Raw genomic sequence first — 24,263 nt, 5'->3', positions numbered from 1 at the left:
CTAAGGACCACCTTAATCTCAGTTGAATTTGTAATTTTAACAGGGATAAAATTTTACTGAAACAGATTTATTATGGGGGTATGATAAAGCAGACTATTATTAGCACACTCCTCCTGCTCATACAGCTATACAGCAATGGGCAGGAGTTAAATTTCAATCACTTGAAGACAGAGAACGGGCTGTCGCAAAACTCTATATTCGCCATTACTCAGGATGGCCGCGGCTTCATGTGGTTTGGATCCAGGTTTGGACTCAACCGATATGATGGCCATCAGTTTCAATTGTACAAAAGCAACGCGAATGACAGCACTACCCTTTCAGACGATTACATTACCGCTTTGCGGAGCGACAGAAAAAATGTGCTTTGGGTAGGCACAGCAAATGGCTTAAACCGCTTCAATCCGAAAAAAAACACTTTTGAACGCATCTATTTAAATGGCAACAAGTATAACAAGCGGTATGCACCAGTCAACGAAATTTATGAAGACCGAAAAGGGAACCTTTGGATTGCAGCCAGGACAGGGCTTTACTTATTGACAGACCGGAAAAAAAACACCTTTACCCCTGCTCATCAACTAGGCCTTAAAAATGGTATTGCCAATGCAGAGGTACTTAGTATTTATGAAGATCAGCAAGGCTACTTATGGTTAGGTACTAATTACGGACTCAGCAAGCTGATCTTTAATGGTAAAATCAAAGAACTGGCGAATTTCAGTCATATGGATCGTCAGGAAAATAGCCTGAGCGATAATTCCGTTACGGCCATTGCAGAAGACAACCAGCATAATTTATGGGTAGCCACGGAAAGTGCTGGAATTAATCTTTTCCACCCCAGCACAAATACCTTTAGCAGATTTGTACATGAGGAGGGCAATAAAAATAGTTTAGTGCATAATTCCGTTCGTCGAATGACAAAAAACAAGGATGGAAAACTAGCTATTGGGACACAGGAAGGACTGAGTATATTGGATCCACTGAGCAAACAATTCAAAACCTATCAGCACCTCAAATCCCATGACCGCAGTTTAAACCAAAATTCTATCTACAGCATATTTGAAGATATCAACGGTTCTCTATGGATTGGTACTTATTATGGTGGTGTAAATGTGGCCTACGCACATGCTACTAATTTCAAGACGATACAGTACAATGAAAAATTGAAAGGCATCAGTCACAATGTAGTGAGCTCGATTATTGCGGATGTAGATGATCACCTCTGGATAGGAACAGAAGGCGGCGGATTAAACCATCTGGATCAGCGAACACAGCAGTTCAGCACTTATAAGTTAAAAGCCTCAGATCCAAGAAGCCTGGGCTCAGATTTGGTGAAAGTGATTTACAAAGATAAGACTGGTGACATTTGGGTAGGCACACATGGTGGAGGTTTAAATCGTTTTGACCACCATACCAGCAGCTTTCAACGCTTCTTCATCAGTGGAGATAATGCTAAAATCACGCGCTCTGAAATGGTGGCCCTCCTGGAAGACCACAATGGCGTATTCTGGACCGGCAGTCAGAGTGGCATCCGTATTTTCAGAAAGAAAGGAGCTCTATTAAAACCCTATCCAGAAATCCCAGCCTTGCAAGGCATAAAGAACAACAACATTAAGGTATTATTCGAAGATACGCAGCAAAACATCTGGATAGCGACTACAAAAGGTCTTTTCCTCCTCTCAGCAGATCAGCGGCAGCTACAATCGTTTAACCTCCCAAATGGAAGTAATAGTGTGAACAATAATGCCAACTACATCAATTGCATTCAGGAAGATGACCAGGGAAATATTTGGGTAGGGCTTTATTACGGGGGCCTCAGCAAGTACGATTACAAAAAGAAAGAGTTTGTAAAAATCTATACCACAAAACATGGCCTGCCCAATAACAATGTGGTAGGGATACTGCAGGATGATGCTCATTTCCTTTGGATCAGTACTTCAAATGGTTTAGCCAAGTTTAATCCGAAATCAGAGATCTTCCTGACTTATACGACAAGTGATGGTCTTGCAGGGGATGAATTCAACTACAATTCCTTTTTTAAGGCCAAAAACGGGGACCTTTATTTTGGTGGCTTTAATGGCCTGAGTTATTTTTCTCCAAAAGAGATAGAAAGAAACAATTATTCTGCACCCTTGATCTTTACTGCCTTAAAACTTTTTAATGAGCCCGTAAAAATTAATTCGGCAGATGGAATCCTCCATCACGACATCAGTTTTACTGATCAACTGATTTTCCCCTATTATAAAAATATATTTACAATTGAGTTTGCCTTGTTGAATTACATTAAATCCGAGAAAAACAGGTATGCCTATCGCCTGGAAGGTGTCAATGGAGGTTGGGTGGAAAGTAATAATCCCACAGCAACTTATACCAACCTAGCCTCTGGAACGTATACTTTATGGGTTAAAGGCGCTAATAATGATGGGATCTGGAGCAGCCCTGTCAGCATGAGAATCAAAATTCTCCCACCATTCTGGAAGAGCTGGTGGGCTTACCTCAGCTACCTGACCATCTTTGGCATCATGCTGTTTTTTATTACCCGATTCTTTTATCTGCGAGGTTTATTACTCAAAGACGAAGAACTGCACCAGATCAAGCTCAACTTCTTTACAAATATTTCTCATGAAATCCGTACGCACCTCACCCTAATTATGGCGCCTATAGAGAAACTCCAGGAAGGGCAGCACCATGATGGATTAATGAAACAACGTTTAAACCAGGTAAAGAAAAATGCAGACCGCCTGTTAAAACTGGTGAGTGAACTGATGGATTTCAGAAAAGCAGAGACTAAAAATCTAAAATTAAAAGTGGCTTCCTACGACTTCATCGCTTTCATGAAAGAAATCTTTAACAGTTTTGAAGAATTCTCCAATAGAAAGAATATTGATTTTAGGCTCAGCTATGACAACGATATCCCCTTGCTTTACTTTGATAAAGAACAATTGGAAAAAGTCTTTTTTAACCTGCTTTCCAATGCCTTTAAATTCACGCCCGAAAGCGGTCGAATTGCCATCGACATCAGGATGAATGTAAATTCTCTAAATGTCAGCATTACAGATACCGGCAGAGGAATAGCGGCCCAGTACCTGGAGCAGCTTTTTGAGAATTATTTCCAGGTAGATGACCATAGCATACAGAATACCGGATATGGAATTGGCCTGGCCTTATCAAAACATATCATTGAACTACATTATGGCCATATTGAGGTCAGCAGCGTTCCTGGAGAAGAAAAGAAAGCTGGGAATACCTGCTTTAATGTCACCCTATTACTAGGTCACAGACATTTCAAGACACAGCAGTTAAAATCTCAATGGGAGCTTCCAGTGCCGGAGCCCAGCCCTTCAGCAAGCAGCAACACTGGGCTTCCGATTAAGCCTGCAGAAGGGTCATTCTCTGTGACTGATCCTAAACAGGCTCAGCAGAAGAGCGCAACCCTCCTTGTGGTGGAGGACAATCCAGAGCTGCGTCAGCTAATTAAAGAATCACTGGAAGCCGATTATAACGTGATCTTATCTGAAAATGGCAGGTTGGGATGGGAAACTGCAATTGAAGAAATCCCCGACCTGATCGTCAGCGATGTCATGATGCCTGAAATGGACGGATTAACGCTTTGTCATCAGTTAAAAACTGACGAACGGACTAATCATATCCCTGTGGTTTTATTGACCGCTAAAAGCGGCCAAACCGATCAAATCCGCGGACTTACCCAAGGAGCAGACCTGTACCTGAGCAAACCTTTTAGCCCTAAAATTTTACAGTTGCAAGTGCGCAACCTTTTAATGGCAAGGGAGCTCATGCGTAAAAAATATAGTAAGGCGCTGGTGCTGGAGCCGAATGAGCCGGCAGTAGATCCTATTGATGAGCGATTCTTATCCAGATTGATCGGAATTATTGAATCACATATGGAGCATGAAGATTTTGGGGTAGACCTGATGGCCGAGAAAATTGGCATGAGCCAATCCGTCCTATATAAAAAGCTGAAAGCGCTGACGGATTTATCGGTGAATGATTTTGCCAAGTCTATCCGGCTGAAAAAGGCGGCTCAATTACTTTTACAGCAGAAATATACCGTATATGAAGTGGGGTATATGGTCGGTTTTGCAGACCGTAAGTATTTCAGCAGGGAGTTTAAGAAGCAATTTTCCAAAACTCCATCTGAATATATTGAAGCGAATAAGGATGCTGCTATTGAATAGCGCATCCTTCCGAAAACAGACCATTTATCCGTTAGGACAATTCTTGCAGCGTTTCCCCCTCAGGTATTTCTCGCAGCAAACCTTTTTCTTCTTGTCTTTTTTATCCTGCTTATCCTTTTTCTTATCTTTTCCCTTCTTTGACATCCCCCTGGTTTTAATTGACAACAAAAAAAGCACATGCGATGTTTTAACATCCGCATGTGCTTTATAAATTTATTTTGAAGCTAATCTTTTTGGATTATCCTTCGTTGTAAACGATCTGACCAACGTTTTTGTCAATCTGCCATCTTCCAGTTCCTTCTTCACCAATTACGTCGAACAATTCTAAAGCACGTCTCGCTTTGAATTCTTCTTCACGTTGTTCTTTGAAGAACCAGTTTAAGAACTCTAAAGTCACATAGTCCTGTTCTTTATGACAACGTGCAGCGATGTTTTTAATAGATTGTGTGACACTGATTTCCTGCTCTAATGCTTCTTCAAACACTTCACGGAAAGAGTTATATTCCAATTTGATATTGGTTACTTCAGGTGAAACTGCCATTCCGCCCATATCAAGAACATATTTGTAAAATTTTAACTGGTGCATTCTTTCTTCTTCAGCTTGTTTAAAGAAATAATCCGCTGAATTGTCATATCCATTGCGGCCACACCATGATGCCATCGAAAGATAAATGGAAGAGGAAAGGGCTTCTTTTTTAATCTGTTGGTTTAAAAGCGTCTCTATATCTGTAGAGATTAGACTTTTTACGCGCATGATATCTTTCATAGTATTGTAGATTTAATTCCTAATTGTTGAAACAAAAATAGGGCTAAAAATGAACAATACTCAATTTAAAGGCAATATGGAAAGATTCTAATTCTAATTAAATCAGGCAGGTAGCCTAAAAAGACGGTCTTGAATGATGTGGTTCAGTTCCAGCATCACAAAAGTTCCTTGCAATAATTCCTTTAAAGCAATGATCTGAATTAAGGACAATACATAACAATGATCACAAGCACAGATGAAGATAATTTCTACGTCTGCAGATTTATCACTCGTTAGCAAAATGTTTTCTATGTCAATCTTATAAACTGCTTTTTGTAATTTCAACAAGTTACGGTAATCAAAACGAGCAAGTTTTCCGGCAAAGTCTATATACCAGCAGTTTTCACTGTCTGACTGATAGATGGAACCTTTAGTGGTACTAAATACTTCTTCAAAATGGATTGGAGATGCTATAGCTGTCTTTTGCATGTATTGAACCTTATTGATATGCAAAGGTTGTTATTATTTAGATTTAATCCAAATGAAACGACTAAAAAAAAAATTATGCAATGGTCATACAGTTCAGTCTTTTTGCCAAAACCCTATTTTTGAGCTTTAATGAGGGATTTTATCCTTCTGAGCTGCAGGACAAGCTATATAGCTTGTCCTCAAATTGTAATCTCAATTTAATAATTTGAATTCCTATTTTCTAAGGTTAGAATTATTTCTACATTTGTCCCTGAGAGCGTTAATTTAAACGGGGGTAAGTCGGAGGACTTGCTCCCGTTTTCCTTTTTACAGCCTTTTTTTAAAAAAGTTTTACCCGTTTTTTACGAGGGGCTATAAATAAAAAATCCCCGCCGAAGCAGGGATCTGATTTATTAATTAAAAGAGAGCGTCATCAGTTACTTATTGCTTATCCCACCATACTCTGGAAGTCAGTACATCTCCTCCAGGAATCGAAGCTACCGCAGCATTATAATTAGCCGTGTTAAAACCTGCCTCATCAATTGGATAAGGGAAACGCCTTGGGATGGTACCATTCGTAGAGTTTCCAGGATAAACCACTGGTGTCAATACAGGAAAACCTGTTCTTCTCCAGTTAGACCATGACTCATAGAAATCCAGTTTAGAATTGGTTAATACCCAGTACTGCGTATTGATCATGTTTAAACCATTTACTGCATTGTAAGGGTTGGCATCCACATAAGCATTTGCAGTAGCTTCAGGAACACCGGCTGCTGCATCATACTGCGATAAATAGGTCATTGCTGCCACTACCCCTTTGCGGTAATGATCGGCTGCACTTCCAGCAATTCCGAAACGCTGTGCTGCATCAGCAAGTAACAATTCAGATTCTGCATAAGTCAGCACAAAGGTTAACCCATCTTTTTTAAGCAACGCTGGACTTGGGGAAGAATAGTCGGGAAAAGTTGTAAAGCTTGGATCAAAAGAAATTCCCAAAGTAGCTACCTGACTTAAATCTTTACCATTTGGCATTCCTTTTTGCGATGCCGCCATATAATTTGGTAACGGATTTTGATCTTTAGTTTTATCATTAAGGTACAACTGCGTCACTGAGATTTTGCTTAGACGTGGGTCATTTGTACTTTTCAAATAATCGATAAAGGTCTTTGACCATCTGGTGTAATAATTCTCCTGTCCGCCCAGGCCCAATAGAATCTGACTGTTTCTGTTAATGGTTACCCTATCTCCTTTATCATCTCCCTTAAGGAAAGCGTTATCATCATTGCTGGTCATAGTATTACCCAGCACTTTTTGAACGTAAGTTTGTGCCGTTGCCGGATCTACTTTACTCAAACGCATCGCCATTCTTAGTATCAAGGTATTTCCAAAGCGTTTCCATTTATTCACATCACCATTATAATAAACATCACCACTTGGTCTATCTTTAGCAGGATCTAAAGCAGCAACTGCTTCAGTTACTTCTTTTAACATGTCTGCATAGATCGCCTGTTGCTTGTCATATACCGGAAAATACGTTTTATCGTAAAAACCTATCCCTGCCTGAGAATAAGGAACATCACCATATAAATCAGTAATTCGCTGAAATATCAAGGCCTTCATTATCCTTGCAATCTGGTGCAAATTAGCATATTGAGGTTTGTCTTGCGTAGATTTAACTACATCTACAATCGGCCTTACCTGCTCTGCATAAGCGCCATCGCCACCTGTTGGATTCTCTCCTTTAAAGCCCCAATAAGCGGCTGTATATCCTGCATTCAAAATGTACTTATCACCAGCCCAGTAACCAATTACAGAAGACATTCCCTGCATCATAGTGGAACAATAGATCAAATTTGCACGCCAGGTATCGTAACTAAAATCTATACTTCCTGAATACCCAAGCTGGGCACTGGTCAATACAAAGTTAGGGTCAAAGTTTCCTGGATTATAGGTAGAAGGATCAGTATTGATCACATCGAAATTCTTTCTGCAACCTACTGATGTAAGTAAACAAACAGAAGCGATTATAGTCAGTTTAAATATCTTTTTCATATCAAATATATTTGATTTCATTATTAAAATTTCACACTTAGATTTAGTCCGTAAGTACGGGTTGGCGGCACACCACCTAGCTCCATTCCTTTAGCATTAATGCTATAATCAGACTCAGGATCGATATTATCTGTATGCTTTTTAAAGAAAAACAGGTTACGTCCTACTAAGCTTAATGTTGCTCCTTTAATCACATTGTTAAACACTTTACCCGGGAAGGTATAGCCTAACATTAACTGACGAAGCTTAATGAAATCTGCATTCTGTACAAATTTACTAGATATATTATTGGCTACTCCTGTATAATAGGTTGCAGCATTCGCTCCAAGTGCTTCTCGATTTTCCAAGGTTGCTTTATGTAAACCAAGTACGTAACCATAATAATCTGTTGCAGAGAAGATTTTACCACCAAACTTGCTATCAATCAAGAAAGACAGGTTTAGGCCTTTATAAGAAAACTCATTGTTCCAACCCGCTACATATTTCGCATAAGCAGATCCAAAAGGCTTCAATTCGCTGCTTTCAGGAATACCAGCACTATTCAGCACCACATTACCATTTGCATCATATTTATAATCAAAAGCCACGATCTGTCCGAAAGGAAGTCCAACAATATTCTGTGTAAAACCATTTCCTGAACGTGATGTTGATCCAGGTAAGATGGTTTGACCATCTGCAAGAGAAAGCACTTTGTTATGATTCACAGAACCATTAAATGAGGTAGTCCAACGGAAATCTTCTGTTTGAACAGGAATACCAGAAAGCAATAATTCCACTCCTTTATTCTGTAATTCACCGATATTCAATATCGCCCCAGAATAACCGGAAGTGATGGAAGCCGGTGCCCTTACAATCTCATCTTTAGATTTTTTATTATACCAGGTCAGGTCTACTGTTAAGCGGTTATTAAAGAAACGTGCTTCTGCCCCAATTTCAAACTCAGATGCAATCGAAGCCACTAAATCTGTATTCGGGATATAGAAATTGGAAATCAGTCCCAGTGGTCTTCCATTTAGGGAAGCCGTATTAAAGTTATAGGCCAATTGTGTTTGATATGGATCCGTCGCCTGTCCTACCTGTGCAAAACCTGCACGGATTTTACCGAAGCTCAGCCAATCGTTTTTAACCAGTTCAGAAAACACAAATGAACCGTTTACCGAAGGATACAGGGCATTTAAAGCGTTTGTTTTACCTGGGGTAGCCAATGTAGAATACCAATCATTACGAAGTGATCCGTTCAAATAAAGGTAGTTTTTATAGCTCACATCTAAAGTACCATAGATGGCCATTACTTCACTTTCCGAAGGTTTATATACTGGTGTAGACTGCAATTTAGCATTGGTAATTACATAAACATAAGGAACAGCAAATTCATTACCCGTCATGGTAAAGGTTTCCGATTTCGTTCTTCTGTAACTTCCACCAATATTAGGGGTAATGGTGAAATCGTCTATTGTGAATGCTTTTCCTGTTAACACATCGGCATTGATATCCGAGAAATTAGTGCTGGTTTCAGAAATAGTTCCTTTTGCACGATAAGCAGTTCCTGTAGGCACTACTGCTGTATAACGGTCATTATAAGCATCACGACCTACACGTCCCTGAAGAAATGCGCCATTGTCGAAATTATACCGAAGACTTACCGAGGAAATCAATCGCTGTCTTTTGGTATTGTTAATAAAATTATTAGCTGCAAACCATGGATTTGTCGCAAATGTATTTGCAGAATAAGCGTATTCCGATCCATCATCATTTACTGTCTTTTTCAATGTTCTTACGTCTACACTTGTTGGCAACAAGGTCACATTGTAATTGGAGTTACCCGCACCATCACTTAAGAAGGGTCTGTTTTTTGCCTGTTCCAAAATATAGTTCGCACGGGCATCTACTGTTAGATTTTTGCTGATGTTATAATTTGCACTTAAGTTAAATGATTGTCTATTTAACCCAGATCCCGGAGTAATCGCTCTGTTTGATAAATCACTTGCCGAAAAACGAATAGAACCTCCATCAAAACCACGGTTAAATGCGATCGTATTTGTAGCGGTTCCTCCGGTACGGTAAAAATTCTCCAGATTATCCTTTTGTGCTACATAAGGTCGTAAAACACCATCAAACTGCATGACATCACTCCCATCCAGTCTTGCTCCCCAGCTCGACTGTCCTGTTTGAAAAGCACCTGCCTGCGTAGTCGGCTTTATTCCGTTTGCGCCATTTCCATATACATATTGCCAATTTGTTGGGTCTACTACTTTTTCAATCACATAGTTAGAATTGAATTCTATAGAATTTCCCTTTCCACTTTTTGTAGTGATCAGGATAACGCCTGCTTTACCACGAGAACCATACAGTGCAGAAGCCGCAGCTCCTTTCAATACAGAGATAGTTTCAATGTCATCAGGGTTAAGGTTACCAATCGCATCTCCAAGGTCCGGAGCATTGTCGTATTGCTGTCCAGCTGCACCGTTTGGTTTATTTTCCATTGGAATGCCGTTCACTACATATAGCGGCTGGTTGGTTTGTGAAATACTGGAAACCCCACGAATCGTCACGTTAGTCGATGCTCCTACTCCACCAGCAATAGAACTTACATTCAAACCGGCAACTTTACCTACCAATGAGTTCATCACGTTGTTTTCTCTGGCCTGAGTCAGCTCATCACCTTTTACTTCTGTAACTGAATATCCTAAAGCTTTTCTTTCTTTTTTGATCCCTAAGGCCGTCACTACAACTTCACTCAGGAGCTTAGAATTTTCATCTAATAAGATATTCAATGAACCAGGCGTAGTAATCGTGACTTGTTTAGTGATATAGCCCAAATAGCTCAACACCAACACATCACCAATATTTGCATCAATCACAAACTGACCGTTTGAGTTAGAGCTGGTACCCACCTGAGTGCCTTTTACCTGGATGCTTACGCCAACCAAGGGCTGACCGCTCGCATCTCTCACCACCCCATTAATCTTCAGGCGGTTGCTGTTTGCAACTCCAGAAAGACTAAGGTTTGGCATACTGGCTACATTTTCAGCAACGCCAATATAATTTCCCATTAACCTAAATTCCAGACTTGTCTTTTCCCGAAGTTTATTGAGCACATCCTGGAGTGGTTCATTTTTAAAATCCAGGCTCAGATTAGACAGTGCAGCAATCACTTCTTCATCATAAACGAAGGTTACATTGGCTTGCTGCTCAATTTTCTTAAAGACTTGTTTAACGCTGGCTTTCACTACTTTGAAGCTCATTGACTGGGCTTTTGTGGGATTCGCCATCAGTAGGGTGCTAAAACACACCTGTATGCCAATAATAATTGTAGAAATGCGCATGCATTTTCGGAATATAGGCAAGAATTTGCCGTAAAAATTCATCATATTTGTTTTGGTTTAATTTTTAAACTGAAGCCTACTGTCTATGGGTCTCAAGCATGTACACAGTGGCTAATCTATTTCCGGGGGCATCTTTTGTCCCCGGTTCCTTACTTAGCTGCTAAGGAGGAGGCGCTCTTAATTGTTATACTGTCATCGGCGATTTTATATTTAAAATGTTTAGTAAAGCCTAAAATATCCATGATCACGGATAAATGCTGATCTCCAAGGGTGATCGAGATCTTCTCCTCTAACAGTGATTTATCTTCTGCATTGATTTTAACGTCGTATTTCTTTTCCAGAACAGAAAAGACATTTCCTAAAGTTTCTTGTTCAAATACCAGTTTACTCCTACACCAGGCGTTTACCGCGATTTCCGGTGCTTTGGCTTTAATCAGGTTGTTTTTAATCTCACTCAATACCACCTGCTGCTTTGGCAGTAACATGATGGCTGGCTTTTTCAACGCTCCAGTCATCGTGACACCTACTTTACCAGTGACCACACTTACTTTGGTACTGCCTTCTTTTTTATAAGCACGAACATCAAATGAAGTACCAAGTACCACTACATTCAAGCTGTTGGTTTTCACAACAAAGGGATGACCGCTTTTATGTTTGACCTCAAAGAAAGCACGTCCATCCACCAGTTCTACACTACGGTTGTCTGCACTGAATTTTTTGGGATACTTAAATACAGAACCGGAACTTAACCATACTTTGGAACCATCAGGCAAAAGGATCTCCATGATTTTCTTCTCCGGAACACTCACCATTCTCTTCTCTGCCTGAATGAACTGATCTGTACCCAACTGCCAGCCAAAAAATACCAGGGCCAGTACCGCAGCCGCTGAAGTGATTCTAAAGATCAGCGTACGACGTGTAAGCTGTTTTTTAACCGGAGCTTCCAAAGACTCCTTGTTCAGAAATCCTTTACTTTTCAGGTTCTCAAAAAGTCTTTGTTTTACTTCTTCTTCGCTTTCCGGTGTTTTGGTCTCTACTTTCTCCAGCCAGCCATGTTCAGCAGCATCATCATACCATTGATTCAGCAACGTTTTCTCTTCCGTACTAGCTTCTCCAGCGAGATATTTTTGTGCCAATCGTTTCAGTTCGTTCCTATTCATCTGAATTTAATAACCCTCATTTCTCTTATAGAGTCTGATGGAAGGAAGATACCCTTAGTCTAAAAAAAATATATTTTAAGAATAGATGATAATTTCTGCGTTTGCTGGAAATGATGAGATGGGGATGCTTAAAAAGAAGAGACGTATCAAGGTAAAAGCATCAAAATCCCTTTAGATAATCAAGAGAACATGGTAATCGTATAGAGTACGATCAGGAAATGAAGTACATCACCAACATTTGACCTGATGATCCGTAAGGCTTTAGTCAAATGAGCTTCTGCTGTTTTTTGGGAGATATTCAGTTGAGCGGCAACATCGGCAAGCGATTGATCCTGCAATTTATTGTATTGAAATACCAGGCGGCATTTTTCAGGTAACTTATTCGACAACTCGGTGATGATCTCTAACAGTATTTTGTGGTCGATGTCAATCTCTGAGGTCGCATTGGCCGTTAACAGACCGACAATATTTTCTTGTTGTTTCGATCTTTTCTCTTTAGATAGGTAACGGAATACCGCATAACGGGTCATGGCCGCAAGGTAAGAGGGAATACATGCCATGTTTAACCCTTCTCTTTTTTTCCAGATCATCAGAAAAACGTCCTGAACAATTCCTTCGGCCGCCTCCTGATCTTTCAAAAGTTTATGGGCAATGTAATAGAGTTTATCCCAGTACAGATTGTAAATTTCTGTAAAAGCGAGCTCATCGCCCTGTTTAAGGCGCAGCATAAGTCCATCGTCCGGAGTTGAATGGTTAGCAATCACAGTTTGGTTAGAAATTTGGTTAGTAGTTGAAAACGAATCTAACATAAAAATAACAAAAAGTGTATTCAAAAAATAAATATTTTGTGATATGTATAATATATTACAGATCCTGTGTAACTAATTTCGGCTGTTATCAGATAAATCGCGGGTTTCCCCGCGATCTAATTCAGCTAGTGCTTTTCTACGCTTCATATTTAGCAGAAAACCAAAGTTTTTCACCGTTTTAAATATTTAAGGTTTTTCTCCTTCTTTCAACTCTTCAGTTCCCTTTTTGAAGACTTTGTCGCTCACATCTAAGTCGCCAAATACTTCCAGCAATGCCCCTTGACGTGTGCCTATCATGACTGGAACTCTTTTCACCAGCTCATCCACCAGCTTCACAATAAACACCCCTGATTGTGCCTGTACAACCGCAGAAGCGGGCAGCCAAAAAGTAGCCTGCGGTCTGCGCAGGTCCATGATCACCTGTGCATACTCCCCACCGCCTAATTGTCCGTCTTTATTTGATACATCAAACTCAGTGGTTACTGACCGCAGCTTTTGCTGTAGAAAGGCTGCATTTCTAGACAATGAAGCATGGAATACCTTGCCCGGCAAAGCGCTTACCGTAAAAGCAGCTTTGGCATCTTTTGAAATCGCCCGACTATGCTTCTCTGGAATCGCTACCGTTAATCTCAAACGGTCATTCTGAACAATAGAGAACAAAGGAATTGTACTGTTCTCACCAACCAATGCACCAACGGATACATTTTTGTCCATTACTGTACCATCAAAAGGAGCTCTGAGGTTTAAATATTGCTGCAATTGATCAGAAATACGCGTATTAGATTTAATAGCTGCATACGCTGCACTATCACTTCTCAATTTACTCCAGGCCTTATCTAATTCTATCGCTGCGACTGCTCCAGATTTACTAGCTGCTTTCTTTAAGCGGTCAAAACTCTGGCGACTGTACAAATAATCTTCATAAGATTTACGTTCATCAGACTTTGCAGATTGGTAACGCTGGGCGATTTCAGGAGCCTCCAACACTGCCAGCAACTGTCCCTTTTTCACTTTAGTACCGCGATCTACAAAGATCTTTTTCACAAAGCCTTTCACTTTTGGATACACCAAAACCTCTTCGTAAGGTTTCAACTCTCCAGGTAAGGAAAGCTGGTATACGGGCTGTTCCAAAACAGGATTTACAAACTGTCCTTCCAAGCCTTTAACAGCATCGGCTTTGTCTGCCTTCACTCCATGCTCCTCCTTCGAGGATCCAGAAGAACATGCTGCTAAAACCACGGAGATCAACAGCAATAGTGTATAATTATAATTTTTTAGAAAAATACTTTTCATTGGAATACATTTATTTGTCAATGGTTATGAAGCGATCATCAGCCCCCTTGTATCAGGATATTCCTTGCTGTTTGTAAGCCAAATACTGATGATCGTTTCCTATTTAAGAATTATATAGAAGAAATTAATACGTTTTTATTCAGTGGATCATCAGGATCCAGACTCAGGCTATCGGTGGTTTTATTCTTCATCACCAGTACAAATAGTTGTGGTAATACTAGCAATGCCGTCATGGTAGACAAGATTAAACCACCAATTACTGCTTGTCCCAATGGGGCAATTTGTTCTCCGCCTTCTCCCATTCCAATCGCCATCGGCACCATACCGGCAATCATAGCCATTGTGGTCATAATAATCGGCCGTAAACGAGAAGAAGCAGCCAATAATGCGGCTTGTTTTACGGTCATGCCAGGCTTAAGCCGGTTGACTTCCGCCTGATTGATCATCAGCACCGCATTAGACACAGACACTCCTACCGACATAATTATTCCCATATAAGATTGCAGATTCAAAGTGCTTCCGCAAGTGAGTAGCATCAATAAACTGCCCCCAATCACCGCAGGAACTACCGCCAGGATCAATCCCGACAAAGCGAAAGACTGATAATAAGCGGTTAACATCAGGAAAATCACCACAATGGCGACCGCCAGTCCGGTTTGTAATCCAGATAAGGTTTCCTCTAATAATGGCATCAAACCTTCCGAGTTGACGATTACTCCTCTAGGCGCCTCTCCTACCTTCTTTAAAACTTCATCCACTGCTTTTGAGGCGGCTCCTAAGTCTGCACCATGCATATTTGCCAGGACGGTCACGTACCTGTTTGGCCCCTGACGGTTCACTTGTGCTGGTAATTTTACCATTTCCAATGTCGCTACATCTTCCAATACCGGGCGCGATTGTCCGGATTTAAGTGGTAAAGAACGTAGCTTATCTAAAGATTCCATATCTGGCTCCGGCACTTGAACCTGTACCTGGAACACCAATCCAGACTTCGGATCTATCCAAAGATTTTTATTGGTAAACCTGGTAGAAGAAGTGGCCATCGTTAAGGCTTTACTCACATCATCCATGCTCAGGCCAAACTGCGCAGCCAATTCCCGGTTTACATGAATCTGTACGCTCGGATAATTGAGCGGTTCAGCAATCCGGACATCCCTTAGAAAAGGAATGTTTTTCAGTTCTTTTTCAATCTTCAGTGCATATTTCTCCGCTCCTTTTATTTGTCCGGCGGCTACTTTAATCTGTACAGGATTCATCGCTCCCTGGCTCATAATTTTCTCCACCAGCTCCATTGGTTCGAAACTGATGCGCAGTTCCGGCAATTGCTTTTTCAACTCATTTCGAATCTGTTCTTTCAATCCTGCAATGGCCCCGGTATAGATCTTCTGATCGATCGACACCTGCAATACCGCTTCATGGGAAGCACTGGTAAAAAGAAAAATTGGATTAATCGCGGTTGCAGAAGGTTGTAAACCCACATAAGCAGAACTTATTTTTACCGCGTCTTCCGGCAGCTCTGCTTTGATAATGTTTGTCATCCTGGCCAGGTAATCTTCAGTCATTTCTAGCCTACTACCCTCCGGCGCCAGCATTCGAATCTGAAGATCTCCGCTATTACTTGCAGGCATAATGTCCGTACCAATCTGTTTACCGGAAAAACCAATCATCACCATCACCAATAGCGTATAGACGCCAATCACTAAAACCATTCGCTGCTGCCCTCCACGAATTAAAATCAGATAACGACGCTTAAACTTTTCAAACCTTGTCAATTTCTTTCTATGGAGGCTGATTTTATGGTGCTGAAAAAGCGCGGGCTTCATTAACCAGTTGGCCAGAATAGGCACGAAAGTCTGGGAAGCGATGAAAGAAGCAATCATGGCAAAAGCAACGGCCAGCGACAATGGCATAAACATATCTCTTGGAATCCCAGTCATCATGAAAGAAGGGATCAAAACCGCCAGAATACAGAAAAGAATCAGGATCTTTGGAACAGAAATTTCTAGTAAAGCATCCAAAATAGCCCTTTGTTTGGGTTTCTCCATCTCAAAATGCTGGTGTATATTCTCTATGGTCACTGTGGCCTCATCCACCAGGATGCCGATGGCAAGCGCGAGCCCGCTAAGTGTCATCACATTGATCGTTTGCCCAAACATATAGAGCATAATGACTGCCGAAAGGATAGCGATCGGAATGGTCAATACTACAATTAAGGCACCCCTGGAATCTCCAAGGAAAAGAAACACCATTAACCCGGTTAAAATTGCCCCTAATACTCCTTCATGAATCAGATTTTCTAAAGATCGTTCAATATAACCAGATTGATCAAATACATATTTCACATCTACATCTTCCGGCAGTGCTGCTTTCAATTTAGGAATAGAAGACTTCAGGTTTTCTACGACTTTAAGAGTAGAAGCATCGGCTTTTTTGATCACCGGAAGGTAAACAGAGCGCTTGCCATTGATCACGGCATACCCAGTAGTCACATCTGCTGCGTCCTCTACACTGGCAATGTCTTTTACAAAAACATTGGTTCCCGAACCAGTTCTAATTGGAATATCCAAAAACTCCTCTGGTCCCTGAGCCATCGTATTGGCGGGACTCATCAGGTTCTGGTCACCAATTCTGATATTTCCTGCAGGTGCTGGAAAGTTATTTTTGGCAATGGCCATGGTGACTTCTTCTGCGGATAAACCGTAAGAAAGCATGAGTTCCGGATTCACCTTGACCACCATTGTACGGGCATTTCCACCGAAAGGTGCTGGTGCGGTCACCCCAGGAATGGTCACAAACATCGGCCTGATTTTAGTCAGTGCAAGGGTTTGCAATTCTGTAATAGAGCGCTGAGAACTTTCAAACACCAATTGTCCGATGGGCAGGGAGCTGCCGTCGAACCGGACTACTTGCGGCGGTACCGCGCCGGGAGGCAGGAAACCCATCGCCCTGGCTACCTGTGCGGCCAATTCTCCTGATGCCTGGGCCATATCCGTACCAGGGTAAAAGGTAAGCTTCATCAACGTGAATCCCTGTACACTTTTGAAGTCAATTCCTTTTATACCTGATACGAAAATGAGGACCTTTTGAAACTCATTGGCCATAAAGCCGTCCATATAAGCAGGAGTTAGTCCACCATAAGGCATGGCGATATATATCACCGGCAGCTCCACTTTAGGAAAAATATCGACATTGATATTCCTGATGGCGGTAAAAGAAAAATAAGCGATCGCCAATACGGCGACCATTATTGTTAAAGGTTTTTTTAACGCAAACCTGATCATATTCATAGTTCTTATTTAAGTTGGTTAAACAGAAAACTGTAGTCGCCGCTCAGCTCGGCCTTGGTATTTAACTGGGTCCAAAGCTCCTGATGAACTTCAATATTGCTTTTCTCTACCTGCTGCAATAAAGATTGAATCTGCAGGAGATCCGTCAGGTTAATTAAACCGGCTTCATACCTCGATAGGTAAAGCTCATATGCTGCGGTAGTTTTTTGCACTGCAGATTCGGTTTTTAATACCTGTTTCAGCTGTGCCGCTATCCTTGAAGACACGTACTGTAAGCTGGTATTCATTTGGAGTTTTTGCAGCTGATATCTGGATCTTGCGGCATCAATTTGCTTCTGGGCGCGCTTTTTCACCACCGAGCCGGTATAAAGGCCGGTTAAATTCCAGCTCAGTCCTATCCCAACCAAATAATTCTGTGCTCCATTATTGAATCCTGAAGCATAGTTATTTTGCACAGTTCCATCGGAATTGATTCCGGTACCACGGGCAGAAAGCCCTGCCAGCAGAGAAATTGAAGGCAATTGCTCCCTTCCAATCACTTCCTTCTTTACCTGTTGTATCAGCAGCTGTTTGTCTAATGTTTGCAGGAAAGGATGGCTAGCCGCAACAGAATCCAAATTTTCTATGGTAAATAGCTTCCCCATATATTGCTGCAATGGAACAAATTGTTCTCCAATAAGGGTTGGTGCCAATTCTTTGACATTCACTTGTCCGGCTTGGTACTTTCCGTTCCAATCTTCCTGCTGTGCCTGGGCTTGCAGATAAGCAGCAGCTGCCAATGCAGTGTCTGCACCTGGTTTCAACCCTGCTTCCGCCAGACTCACAGATAAGTCGAGGATCTCTTTTACACGAACTGCATTTTTATCAGCCCAGGTCCTACCCGAGCTGGTGTACAATAAATCCAGATAACGGCCTGTGGTTTTAGCAAGAAGCGCTAGTTTTGAAGCTTCAAAATTACGCTGCGCCTCCTGCACTTCATAGCCTGCAGTTTCGATCATTTTCTGCTGCTTGCCAAACTGAGATACTTTCCAGTCCATCAATACAGAACCAAAGCTGTTCATCGTATTGCTGCCAGATCCTGGCTGACCAGTGCCGCCGTTTCCACTCACATTAAATACACCTGGAACTGGGAAAAAGGCGCCATTTGTGCCTTCAAAGGTGCCCAATGAGTTTTGTAGTTGTAGTTGAACTTGTGGAAATGCCGCATTGCGCAATTCCTTTTTCCGATATTCGGACTCCTCAATCCTCGCCTGATTTTCAGTAAGCGATGGATAATGATCCGCTGTCAATTCCCATAAACGGGAAAGAGAAAGTTCTTTATGCTGTTGCGAATATCCGCCGACACTCAATAGCATCAGCAACATACCCGTCAAATAAAGAGGGGTTTTCTTCATCATCAATAATTAAAATTTTAGAAATAAGTAATGAGGGTGAAACTCAGAAAGAGTGACACCTGCAAGATGAAAAGCGGGATTCTATATTAGTAAAAACCTGTTTTTGATAAACAGGGGAACCGGGGAGCCGGAAGGAACCAAACCTGAAGTTACGCTGGAAAGCTTGTCCTTTTTAAGCGACAATACAGAGAGCAGAAAGGTTGGTAACAGGAAGAATAACAGCAGGGCCGATGTCAACTGCTGCGTAATACTGGATTTAAAAATGGTGTTTCTATCTTCGGAAGCTATGGCTGGCGCACAAGAAAAGGCGACATCCGTACTCAGTAAATCTCTTGACGACAAGATTTTATTGAGCTTCATTGTCGTATGATGCACAGGACTAACTTCCGTAAAAAAAGATTGAAGACCTTTTCTCACAGCACACGCAGAAAGCAGAAAACAGGCCATCAGTACAAATAGCAGCAAAGACTTCGCTCTGCCGGCATTTTGATGGATTCTGGGTTTTATTAATTTATGCATGTGCTGCAAACATAGCTATTTTTTAGGCTTACAAAAATTTAAGGGTGAACAATTGCCCAGCCTTCAGCCTCACGAATGATGATTTCTCCATTGCCAGAAGGCACAAAACTGATAAAATCAAACAACTCAGATTTATCAATTTTTCGCTCTCTCAGCGTGTTTTCGCATTGTGCCAAAACCACTCCTTTAGCCTGTAAAGTCTTTAATGCCGCTTCATAATTGCTGTTTTTATTGTAAACTGCTACGCCATCACCAAACACAATCAGCTCCACTTCTAATTTACCTTTCAGACGAGGATCTTCCAATGCATTTTTTATGTTACGTAAGCATCCATTGATTCTTTTTTCTTCTCCGTTATTCAAAACATACAAAGCTTTGTAGTGCTTTTTTGTCGCTTTTGCACCAGTAAAAACTGGTGTATCTTGTGCCATTACCGGACTAAAAAATGTGCTGCATACAAATACGGACAGGATCAGGAAGAAATTTCTCATGTTAAATTTGGTTAAGTACTTAGAATTGCAATATATGTTTTTTAATGGGCCGGATCAAAATCCAGTCCTAAGGAGATTTCCTATCTTTAGCCAGTTCTAAACGAAATTATTAGGCTATGTCTCATAAAATAAACATCCTGGCCATCTCTGGAAGTACCCGAAAAAATTCCTCGAACGGAAACCTGATTAAGGCAATTGCGATGCTGACTACCGCTATCTTTACGATTGAAATTTTTGAAGGAATCGATATGCTTCCTCATTTCAACCCAGACCTGGATTATGGACAGGTGGAGGAAAACGCACAAGTAGCAGAATTTAGAAGAAAAATAAGCGCTGCGGATGCCATTTTGATTTGTACCCCAGAATATGCCCTTGGTGTGCCGGGAACCTTAAAAAACGCGATCGACTGGACCGTTTCTACGATGAACTTTTCCCAAAAACCTGTCGCGTTAATTACGGCTTCTACTGCAGGTACCAGAGGTCACCAATCTCTATTAGGTACTTTACTAATTATTGAATCAAAAATCACCAAGGACACCGAAGTATTAATTTCCTCCATTCAAACGAAAGTTAATTCAGATTTAGAAATCACAGATCAAGAAACGCTAGGCCTGATCAATAAACTGATAAATTCACTTATAGAAATGGTCAAAGGAAATGTCCCTGTAGAAACGCTACTACCAGCACCCCTACTTTAAACGATGAAACCGAATATGTTTCCTAAACTATCAAGCCCTATTTTATTTCTTTTCTTGAGTTACTGTCTATTGCTTTTCCTGAATTCCTGCAATAATGAAAACAAGCAGGATAAACACCCGGAAATAAAGTACTTCCCTGAGTTTAATGCTGCTAACCCTAAAATTCAACTACAACAGCTGAGTGCAGCTGGAGAGGATGTGCGTAGAGTGTATGTCTCCAGGGACAAAAAAAGATTAATCCTACTGGTAAAACCATCAGAAAAATCTGCAGACAATAATTATCATTTCAGGCTCTACGATGAGCAACTTAACCTCATTAAAGAAATCACAGCCCCTGAATTGGATGGATTATTTGGTCAGGACGACCTAGAAAATATTTATGCAGGTAAAGGTTATTTTGAGCATAATAGTTATCATTACCGGCCGATCCAGCAATTACGTATCACCGATCAACCTCGAAAAGATAGAAAATTCCTTGAAAAGGATATGAAAAGCTTCGAGCGAATGTTAAACATTAAGGATACTTTACTCAGCTTTCAGCGAAAAGACTATAAAGGCAGTTTCTATTTTCTCAAAAATTCAGGAATGGTATATCAGCTCTTTTTCAAAGATTGTGCGTACTGTGAAGGAAAATACAATGCGGCTGAATCTGTTTCAGAATATCGTGCCGCTGATAACGGAGCTGATCAGGTACTAAAAGCCTCAGAAAGAACCTTACCTGGATGGATTCAAAAAGAACCTTTGTTCTATTACCACCTAAAAACAGAATACGGACCAGTGGACTTTAAAATTAGCTATCCCAATGAAAATCTATATGCCCAGATTAAAAAAATTGATTTCACCGGAAATCCCCTCCTCCTCTACCAATTACCAGGAAAATCATTTGCTACGCTTTATTTTTTCAAGGAAACACATTAAAAACCTAAAACATATTTCTAGGTCAGCGCCCGATCGACGGAAACCCGAATAAAAGAGGATAGGCTAGGAAAAAGCCTGGGAGGATTTTAATAGTTCCTATCTCTTTTTAGGCGGGTGTAAAGCAGTTTAAATCCCTTTAAAAACTTCCGAAAGCAGTTTATAAGAAGTTAATCTTGCCTGATGATCGAAAATATGAGAGGTTGCCATCACCTCATCTACTTGAGTTTGATCTAAAAATTGCTGTAAATCATTAGCAATGGTCTGTTTAGTACCCGTAAAAGTACAAGCCAACATTTGTCCAGCCTGTTCCTCTTCATAGGCTGTCCAAACATCGTCCATATGATCTACCGGAGGTTGTAAAAGCATGCGCTTTCCAGTTACTATGCCTCTGAACAGCTGATACAATGAAGTCGCAATTTTATTTGCTTCTGCATCAGTCTCCGCTGCCACCACATTTACGCAAGCCAATACATAAGGCTCTTTTAAATGCTCCGATGGTTTAAAGTTTTGTCTATAAATCTGAATAGCCGTCATGAATTGTGCAGGTGCGAAATGACTTGCAAACGCGTAGGGTAAACCTAATGCTGCAGCCAAACGTGCACTATCCGTACTCGAACCCAGAATCCAGATTGGGATATCCAAGCCTTCACCAGGGATTGCCCTCACGCTGCTATGGCGATTCTCTGCAGAAAAATAGGCCTGAAGCTTCAAGACATCCTGAGGAAAACTATTGGCCGCATTCATTCTTTCACCACGAATCGCCATTGCCGTCACCTGATCTGTACCAGGAGCTCTTCCTAAGCCTAGGTCAATCCTTCCCGGATACAAGGACTCCAGCGTACCGAATTGTTCAGCAATCACTAATGGAGAGTGATTTGGCAGCATAATACCCCCGGATCCTACCCTGATAGTCTTTGTTCCACCAGCAATATGTCCAATCACTACAGAGGTTGCAGAGCTTGCTACGCTGATCATGTTGTGATGTTCGGCCAGCCAATATCGGTGATACCCCCAGTTTTCCGCATGCTGCGCAAGGTCTAAACTATTTCTAAAAGTATCAGCAGGAGTTTTCCCCTCTATAACAGTAGCCAGATCCAATACAGAATATGGGATGGAAGTCAGTTCTTTCTTCATGTGAATTAAATAAACACAAAAGTACGACCAAATTACTTCCCATATCCAAGCCCTTATGTGTTATGACTTTCAATTCACAAGTCGAAATCAAGATTCGCTTTTTGCAACCGTAGAGCCTCTTTCTATAAGTCTTGATGCGATCTGCAATTTCGTTGCAGCTGCATTTTCTGGCGTAGCCCCTTTCATTTGAGAGAGTAAAAGATCGATACCATATTTTGCAATTTGGTAAACGGGCTGCTGAATAGTGGTGATTCCAGGAGGATAGACGCTGAATATCTCTGTATCGTCAAAGCTGATAAAGGCCAGATCCTGAGGAATGCGCAGTCCCAATTCTTTAACGCAGATGATGCCCATTACACCGAGATAATTTGTGGTGAACAGGAGGGCATCCATTTCGGGATGTGCGTTTATAAATGTTTTAATTTGTTTCAGCCCATCTGATTTATCCAGGAGATAGGGCAGTTTAAAAATCAGCTCTGGATTTTCTTTGATCCCATTGCTAATTAAGGCGCTTTTATAACCCGACAAACGTTCGTCCAATTGAATCAAATCCAGATCTGAAGTTACAAGACCTATCTCTTTATACCCTCCTTCAATAAAACAGTTGACTGCTTTAAGCACGCTGTTATAATTGTCGACCAGCACATGGGAAATGTTAAGACCAGGGAAATACCCATCTACCAGCACCACTGGTTTCCCCTGATCAATAAGTTTCAGAACTTCTTCTTCCAGCCCTTTAAAAGGTGTAATGATATAGCCATCTACCAATTGCTGTGTCAGCATACGGATGGCCTCTGTCCCCTTTTTAACATTATTGTCTGTGCTGCAATAGATAATGCGGTAACCAGATTTCTCTGCCTCTAGTTCGATCACCTTGCTCATCTCGCCGAAAAACGGCCCACCTATATTCTCTACCACCAGACCAATTACTTTAGAAACACCGGTACGGAGACCGATCGCCATCCTATTGGGTTCATACCCGATCTCTTTGGCGGTATCCAGAATTTTCTTGCTGATCTCTTTACTGATATGTCCTTTGCCATTTAAAACAAAGGAAACCGTAGTAATCGACGTATTGGTTAATTTTGCGATGTCTTTAATAGAAACCTTCTTGCCCATTTTACTTCTTTATAAAGTCTTGATTTTTATTTTTCATAATGAATTTCGAGGGATGAAAAGAAAGATACATCAAAGGTTCCAATAAATAACACGAAAAAAATCTATAAAACAAGAAAGCTCCAGATTTCTCTGAAGCTTTTGAAGTGGTGTGGGCCGGGATCGAACCGGCGACACAAGGATTTTCAGTCCTTTGCTCTACCGACTGAGCTACCGCACCGTTTTTATGATCTTGTCCCGTTGTTTGGGATTGCAAATGTAGGGTCTTTTTTTGAAAAACAAAATATTATTTGAAAATAGCTAAACAATTATGGGGACTGAATTAAAAAAATGAACCTAACTATTTATAAACCAAGGAAATCTATGGTCCATTTTTTTTTATAAAAAAACACGTTTCAGTTCATCTAAACTGCATTTTTTGCTTTTATCTAATACCCAAGCCTTACCCTGCCCTTTCAGGATCAGCATACCTCAAGACTCAAAGGCTAGACAAAGATAGCCAGGACTTGAGTAAATCATTAAATCTAGGTCATGCAGGATCAAGCGGAATTCTTGGGGGGAAGGAAGTTTAAGCATAGATTTTAGAAAGTCTGAACAGAAAGAATTTGACATCTCTTACGCCCCTGGAAGTAGCCCTGAAAGCTTTCACTTTTGCATTGAAAG

The 24,263-nt window shown here is 41.0% G+C and carries 16 protein-coding genes and 1 tRNA gene; 3 read left to right on the top strand and 14 right to left on the bottom strand.

Annotated features, from left to right (window positions below; translation table 11 throughout):
- The first annotated feature begins 80 nt into the window (after positions 1-80).
- A complete protein-coding gene (locus tag H9X96_RS16160) occupies positions 81-4,190 on the top strand; it encodes a two-component regulator propeller domain-containing protein (RefSeq protein WP_187667297.1) in 4,110 nt (1,369 codons plus the stop codon).
- A gap of 238 nt (positions 4,191-4,428) precedes the next feature.
- Here the strand turns inward: H9X96_RS16160 and H9X96_RS16155 are convergent, their stop codons facing one another.
- From H9X96_RS16155 to H9X96_RS16105, 11 genes are all read right to left on the bottom strand, one after another.
- Positions 4,429-4,956 carry a ferritin gene (locus tag H9X96_RS16155; RefSeq protein WP_187667296.1) on the bottom strand — a complete coding sequence of 176 codons (528 nt, stop codon included), beginning with the start codon at positions 4,954-4,956 and terminating at the stop codon, positions 4,429-4,431.
- Between the two features lie 102 nt (positions 4,957-5,058).
- Positions 5,059-5,424: a hypothetical protein gene (locus tag H9X96_RS16150; RefSeq protein WP_062550328.1), complete on the bottom strand. Its 366-nt coding sequence runs from the start codon at positions 5,422-5,424 to the stop codon at positions 5,059-5,061.
- Positions 5,425-5,844: 420 nt separating this feature from the next.
- Positions 5,845-7,455, bottom strand: a complete 1,611-nt coding sequence (locus tag H9X96_RS16145) for a SusD/RagB family nutrient-binding outer membrane lipoprotein (protein WP_187667295.1) — start codon at positions 7,453-7,455, stop codon at positions 5,845-5,847.
- A 23-nt stretch (positions 7,456-7,478) separates the two neighbouring features.
- On the bottom strand, positions 7,479-10,700 hold the full coding sequence (locus H9X96_RS16140; RefSeq protein ID WP_255431142.1) for a SusC/RagA family TonB-linked outer membrane protein: 3,222 nt from the start codon (positions 10,698-10,700) through the stop codon (positions 7,479-7,481).
- Between the two features lie 230 nt (positions 10,701-10,930).
- Positions 10,931-11,941, bottom strand: a complete 1,011-nt coding sequence (locus H9X96_RS16135; RefSeq protein ID WP_187667293.1) for a FecR family protein — start codon at positions 11,939-11,941, stop codon at positions 10,931-10,933.
- Positions 11,942-12,120: 179 nt separating this feature from the next.
- Positions 12,121-12,705 carry a sigma-70 family RNA polymerase sigma factor gene (locus H9X96_RS16130; RefSeq protein ID WP_187667292.1) on the bottom strand — a complete coding sequence of 195 codons (585 nt, stop codon included), beginning with the start codon at positions 12,703-12,705 and terminating at the stop codon, positions 12,121-12,123.
- A gap of 231 nt (positions 12,706-12,936) precedes the next feature.
- Positions 12,937-14,043 carry an efflux RND transporter periplasmic adaptor subunit gene (locus H9X96_RS16125; protein WP_187667291.1) on the bottom strand — a complete coding sequence of 369 codons (1,107 nt, stop codon included), beginning with the start codon at positions 14,041-14,043 and terminating at the stop codon, positions 12,937-12,939.
- Between the two features lie 110 nt (positions 14,044-14,153).
- Entirely contained in the window at positions 14,154-17,330 is a 3,177-nt protein-coding gene (locus H9X96_RS16120; RefSeq protein WP_187667290.1) for an efflux RND transporter permease subunit, read from the bottom strand.
- Positions 17,331-17,335: 5 nt separating this feature from the next.
- The gene (locus H9X96_RS16115) at positions 17,336-18,727 is read right to left on the bottom strand and encodes a TolC family protein (protein ID WP_187667289.1); all 1,392 of its coding nucleotides are present in this window, start codon (positions 18,725-18,727) and stop codon (positions 17,336-17,338) included.
- 78 nt (positions 18,728-18,805) lie between these two features.
- Complete coding sequence (locus tag H9X96_RS16110) at positions 18,806-19,243, bottom strand: hypothetical protein (RefSeq protein ID WP_187667288.1); 438 nt, start codon at positions 19,241-19,243, stop codon at positions 18,806-18,808.
- A 38-nt stretch (positions 19,244-19,281) separates the two neighbouring features.
- Positions 19,282-19,734: a DsrE family protein gene (locus H9X96_RS16105; protein ID WP_187667287.1), complete on the bottom strand. Its 453-nt coding sequence runs from the start codon at positions 19,732-19,734 to the stop codon at positions 19,282-19,284.
- A gap of 116 nt (positions 19,735-19,850) precedes the next feature.
- On the opposite strand from H9X96_RS16105, the gene H9X96_RS16100 reads away from it, so the two are divergent.
- A complete protein-coding gene (locus H9X96_RS16100) occupies positions 19,851-20,432 on the top strand; it encodes an NADPH-dependent FMN reductase (protein WP_187667286.1) in 582 nt (193 codons plus the stop codon).
- Positions 20,433-20,486: 54 nt separating this feature from the next.
- Complete coding sequence (locus H9X96_RS16095) at positions 20,487-21,350, top strand: hypothetical protein (RefSeq protein WP_187667285.1); 864 nt, start codon at positions 20,487-20,489, stop codon at positions 21,348-21,350.
- A 126-nt stretch (positions 21,351-21,476) separates the two neighbouring features.
- Here H9X96_RS16095 and H9X96_RS16090 read toward each other — a convergent pair whose 3' ends face one another.
- The 3 genes from H9X96_RS16090 to H9X96_RS16080 all read right to left on the bottom strand — a co-directional run bounded on the left by H9X96_RS16090 (position 21,477) and on the right by H9X96_RS16080 (position 23,820).
- Positions 21,477-22,484, bottom strand: a complete 1,008-nt coding sequence (locus tag H9X96_RS16090) for an LLM class flavin-dependent oxidoreductase (RefSeq protein WP_187667284.1) — start codon at positions 22,482-22,484, stop codon at positions 21,477-21,479.
- An 87-nt stretch (positions 22,485-22,571) separates the two neighbouring features.
- Positions 22,572-23,603, bottom strand: coding sequence for a LacI family DNA-binding transcriptional regulator (locus tag H9X96_RS16085; RefSeq protein WP_187667283.1), 1,032 nt, complete (start codon positions 23,601-23,603; stop codon positions 22,572-22,574).
- 144 nt (positions 23,604-23,747) lie between these two features.
- A tRNA-Phe gene (locus H9X96_RS16080) sits at positions 23,748-23,820 on the bottom strand.
- Between the last annotated feature and the right edge of the window lie 443 nt (positions 23,821-24,263).

The organism is Pedobacter sp. N36a (genome assembly GCF_014472395.1).
Taxonomy (GTDB): Bacteria; Bacteroidota; Bacteroidia; order Sphingobacteriales; family Sphingobacteriaceae; genus Pedobacter.
The sequence above is the reverse complement of the archived record's forward strand: the minus strand, read 5'-3'. Positions and strand labels throughout refer to the sequence as shown.

What these genes read in the sequence shown, in the direction of transcription:
- H9X96_RS16140 (WP_255431142.1), bottom strand. Translation starts at nt 10,700, where the DNA reads ATGAGCTTCAAAGTAGTGAAAGCCAGCGTTAAACAAGTCTTTAAGAAA.
- H9X96_RS16120 (WP_187667290.1), bottom strand. Translation starts at nt 17,330, where the DNA reads ATGAATATGATCAGGTTTGCGTTAAAAAAACCTTTAACAATAATGGTC.
- H9X96_RS16110 (WP_187667288.1), bottom strand. Translation starts at nt 19,243, where the DNA reads ATGCATAAATTAATAAAACCCAGAATCCATCAAAATGCCGGCAGAGCG.
- H9X96_RS16160 (WP_187667297.1), top strand. Translation starts at nt 81, where the DNA reads ATGATAAAGCAGACTATTATTAGCACACTCCTCCTGCTCATACAGCTA.
- H9X96_RS16100 (WP_187667286.1), top strand. Translation starts at nt 19,851, where the DNA reads ATGTCTCATAAAATAAACATCCTGGCCATCTCTGGAAGTACCCGAAAA.
- H9X96_RS16090 (WP_187667284.1), bottom strand. Translation starts at nt 22,484, where the DNA reads ATGAAGAAAGAACTGACTTCCATCCCATATTCTGTATTGGATCTGGCT.
- H9X96_RS16145 (WP_187667295.1), bottom strand. Translation starts at nt 7,455, where the DNA reads ATGAAAAAGATATTTAAACTGACTATAATCGCTTCTGTTTGTTTACTT.
- H9X96_RS16105 (WP_187667287.1), bottom strand. Translation starts at nt 19,734, where the DNA reads ATGAGAAATTTCTTCCTGATCCTGTCCGTATTTGTATGCAGCACATTT.
- H9X96_RS16115 (WP_187667289.1), bottom strand. Translation starts at nt 18,727, where the DNA reads ATGATGAAGAAAACCCCTCTTTATTTGACGGGTATGTTGCTGATGCTA.
- H9X96_RS16125 (WP_187667291.1), bottom strand. Translation starts at nt 14,043, where the DNA reads ATGAAAAGTATTTTTCTAAAAAATTATAATTATACACTATTGCTGTTG.
- H9X96_RS16135 (WP_187667293.1), bottom strand. Translation starts at nt 11,941, where the DNA reads ATGAATAGGAACGAACTGAAACGATTGGCACAAAAATATCTCGCTGGA.
- H9X96_RS16150 (WP_062550328.1), bottom strand. Translation starts at nt 5,424, where the DNA reads ATGCAAAAGACAGCTATAGCATCTCCAATCCATTTTGAAGAAGTATTT.
- H9X96_RS16155 (WP_187667296.1), bottom strand. Translation starts at nt 4,956, where the DNA reads ATGAAAGATATCATGCGCGTAAAAAGTCTAATCTCTACAGATATAGAG.
- H9X96_RS16085 (WP_187667283.1), bottom strand. Translation starts at nt 23,603, where the DNA reads ATGGGCAAGAAGGTTTCTATTAAAGACATCGCAAAATTAACCAATACG.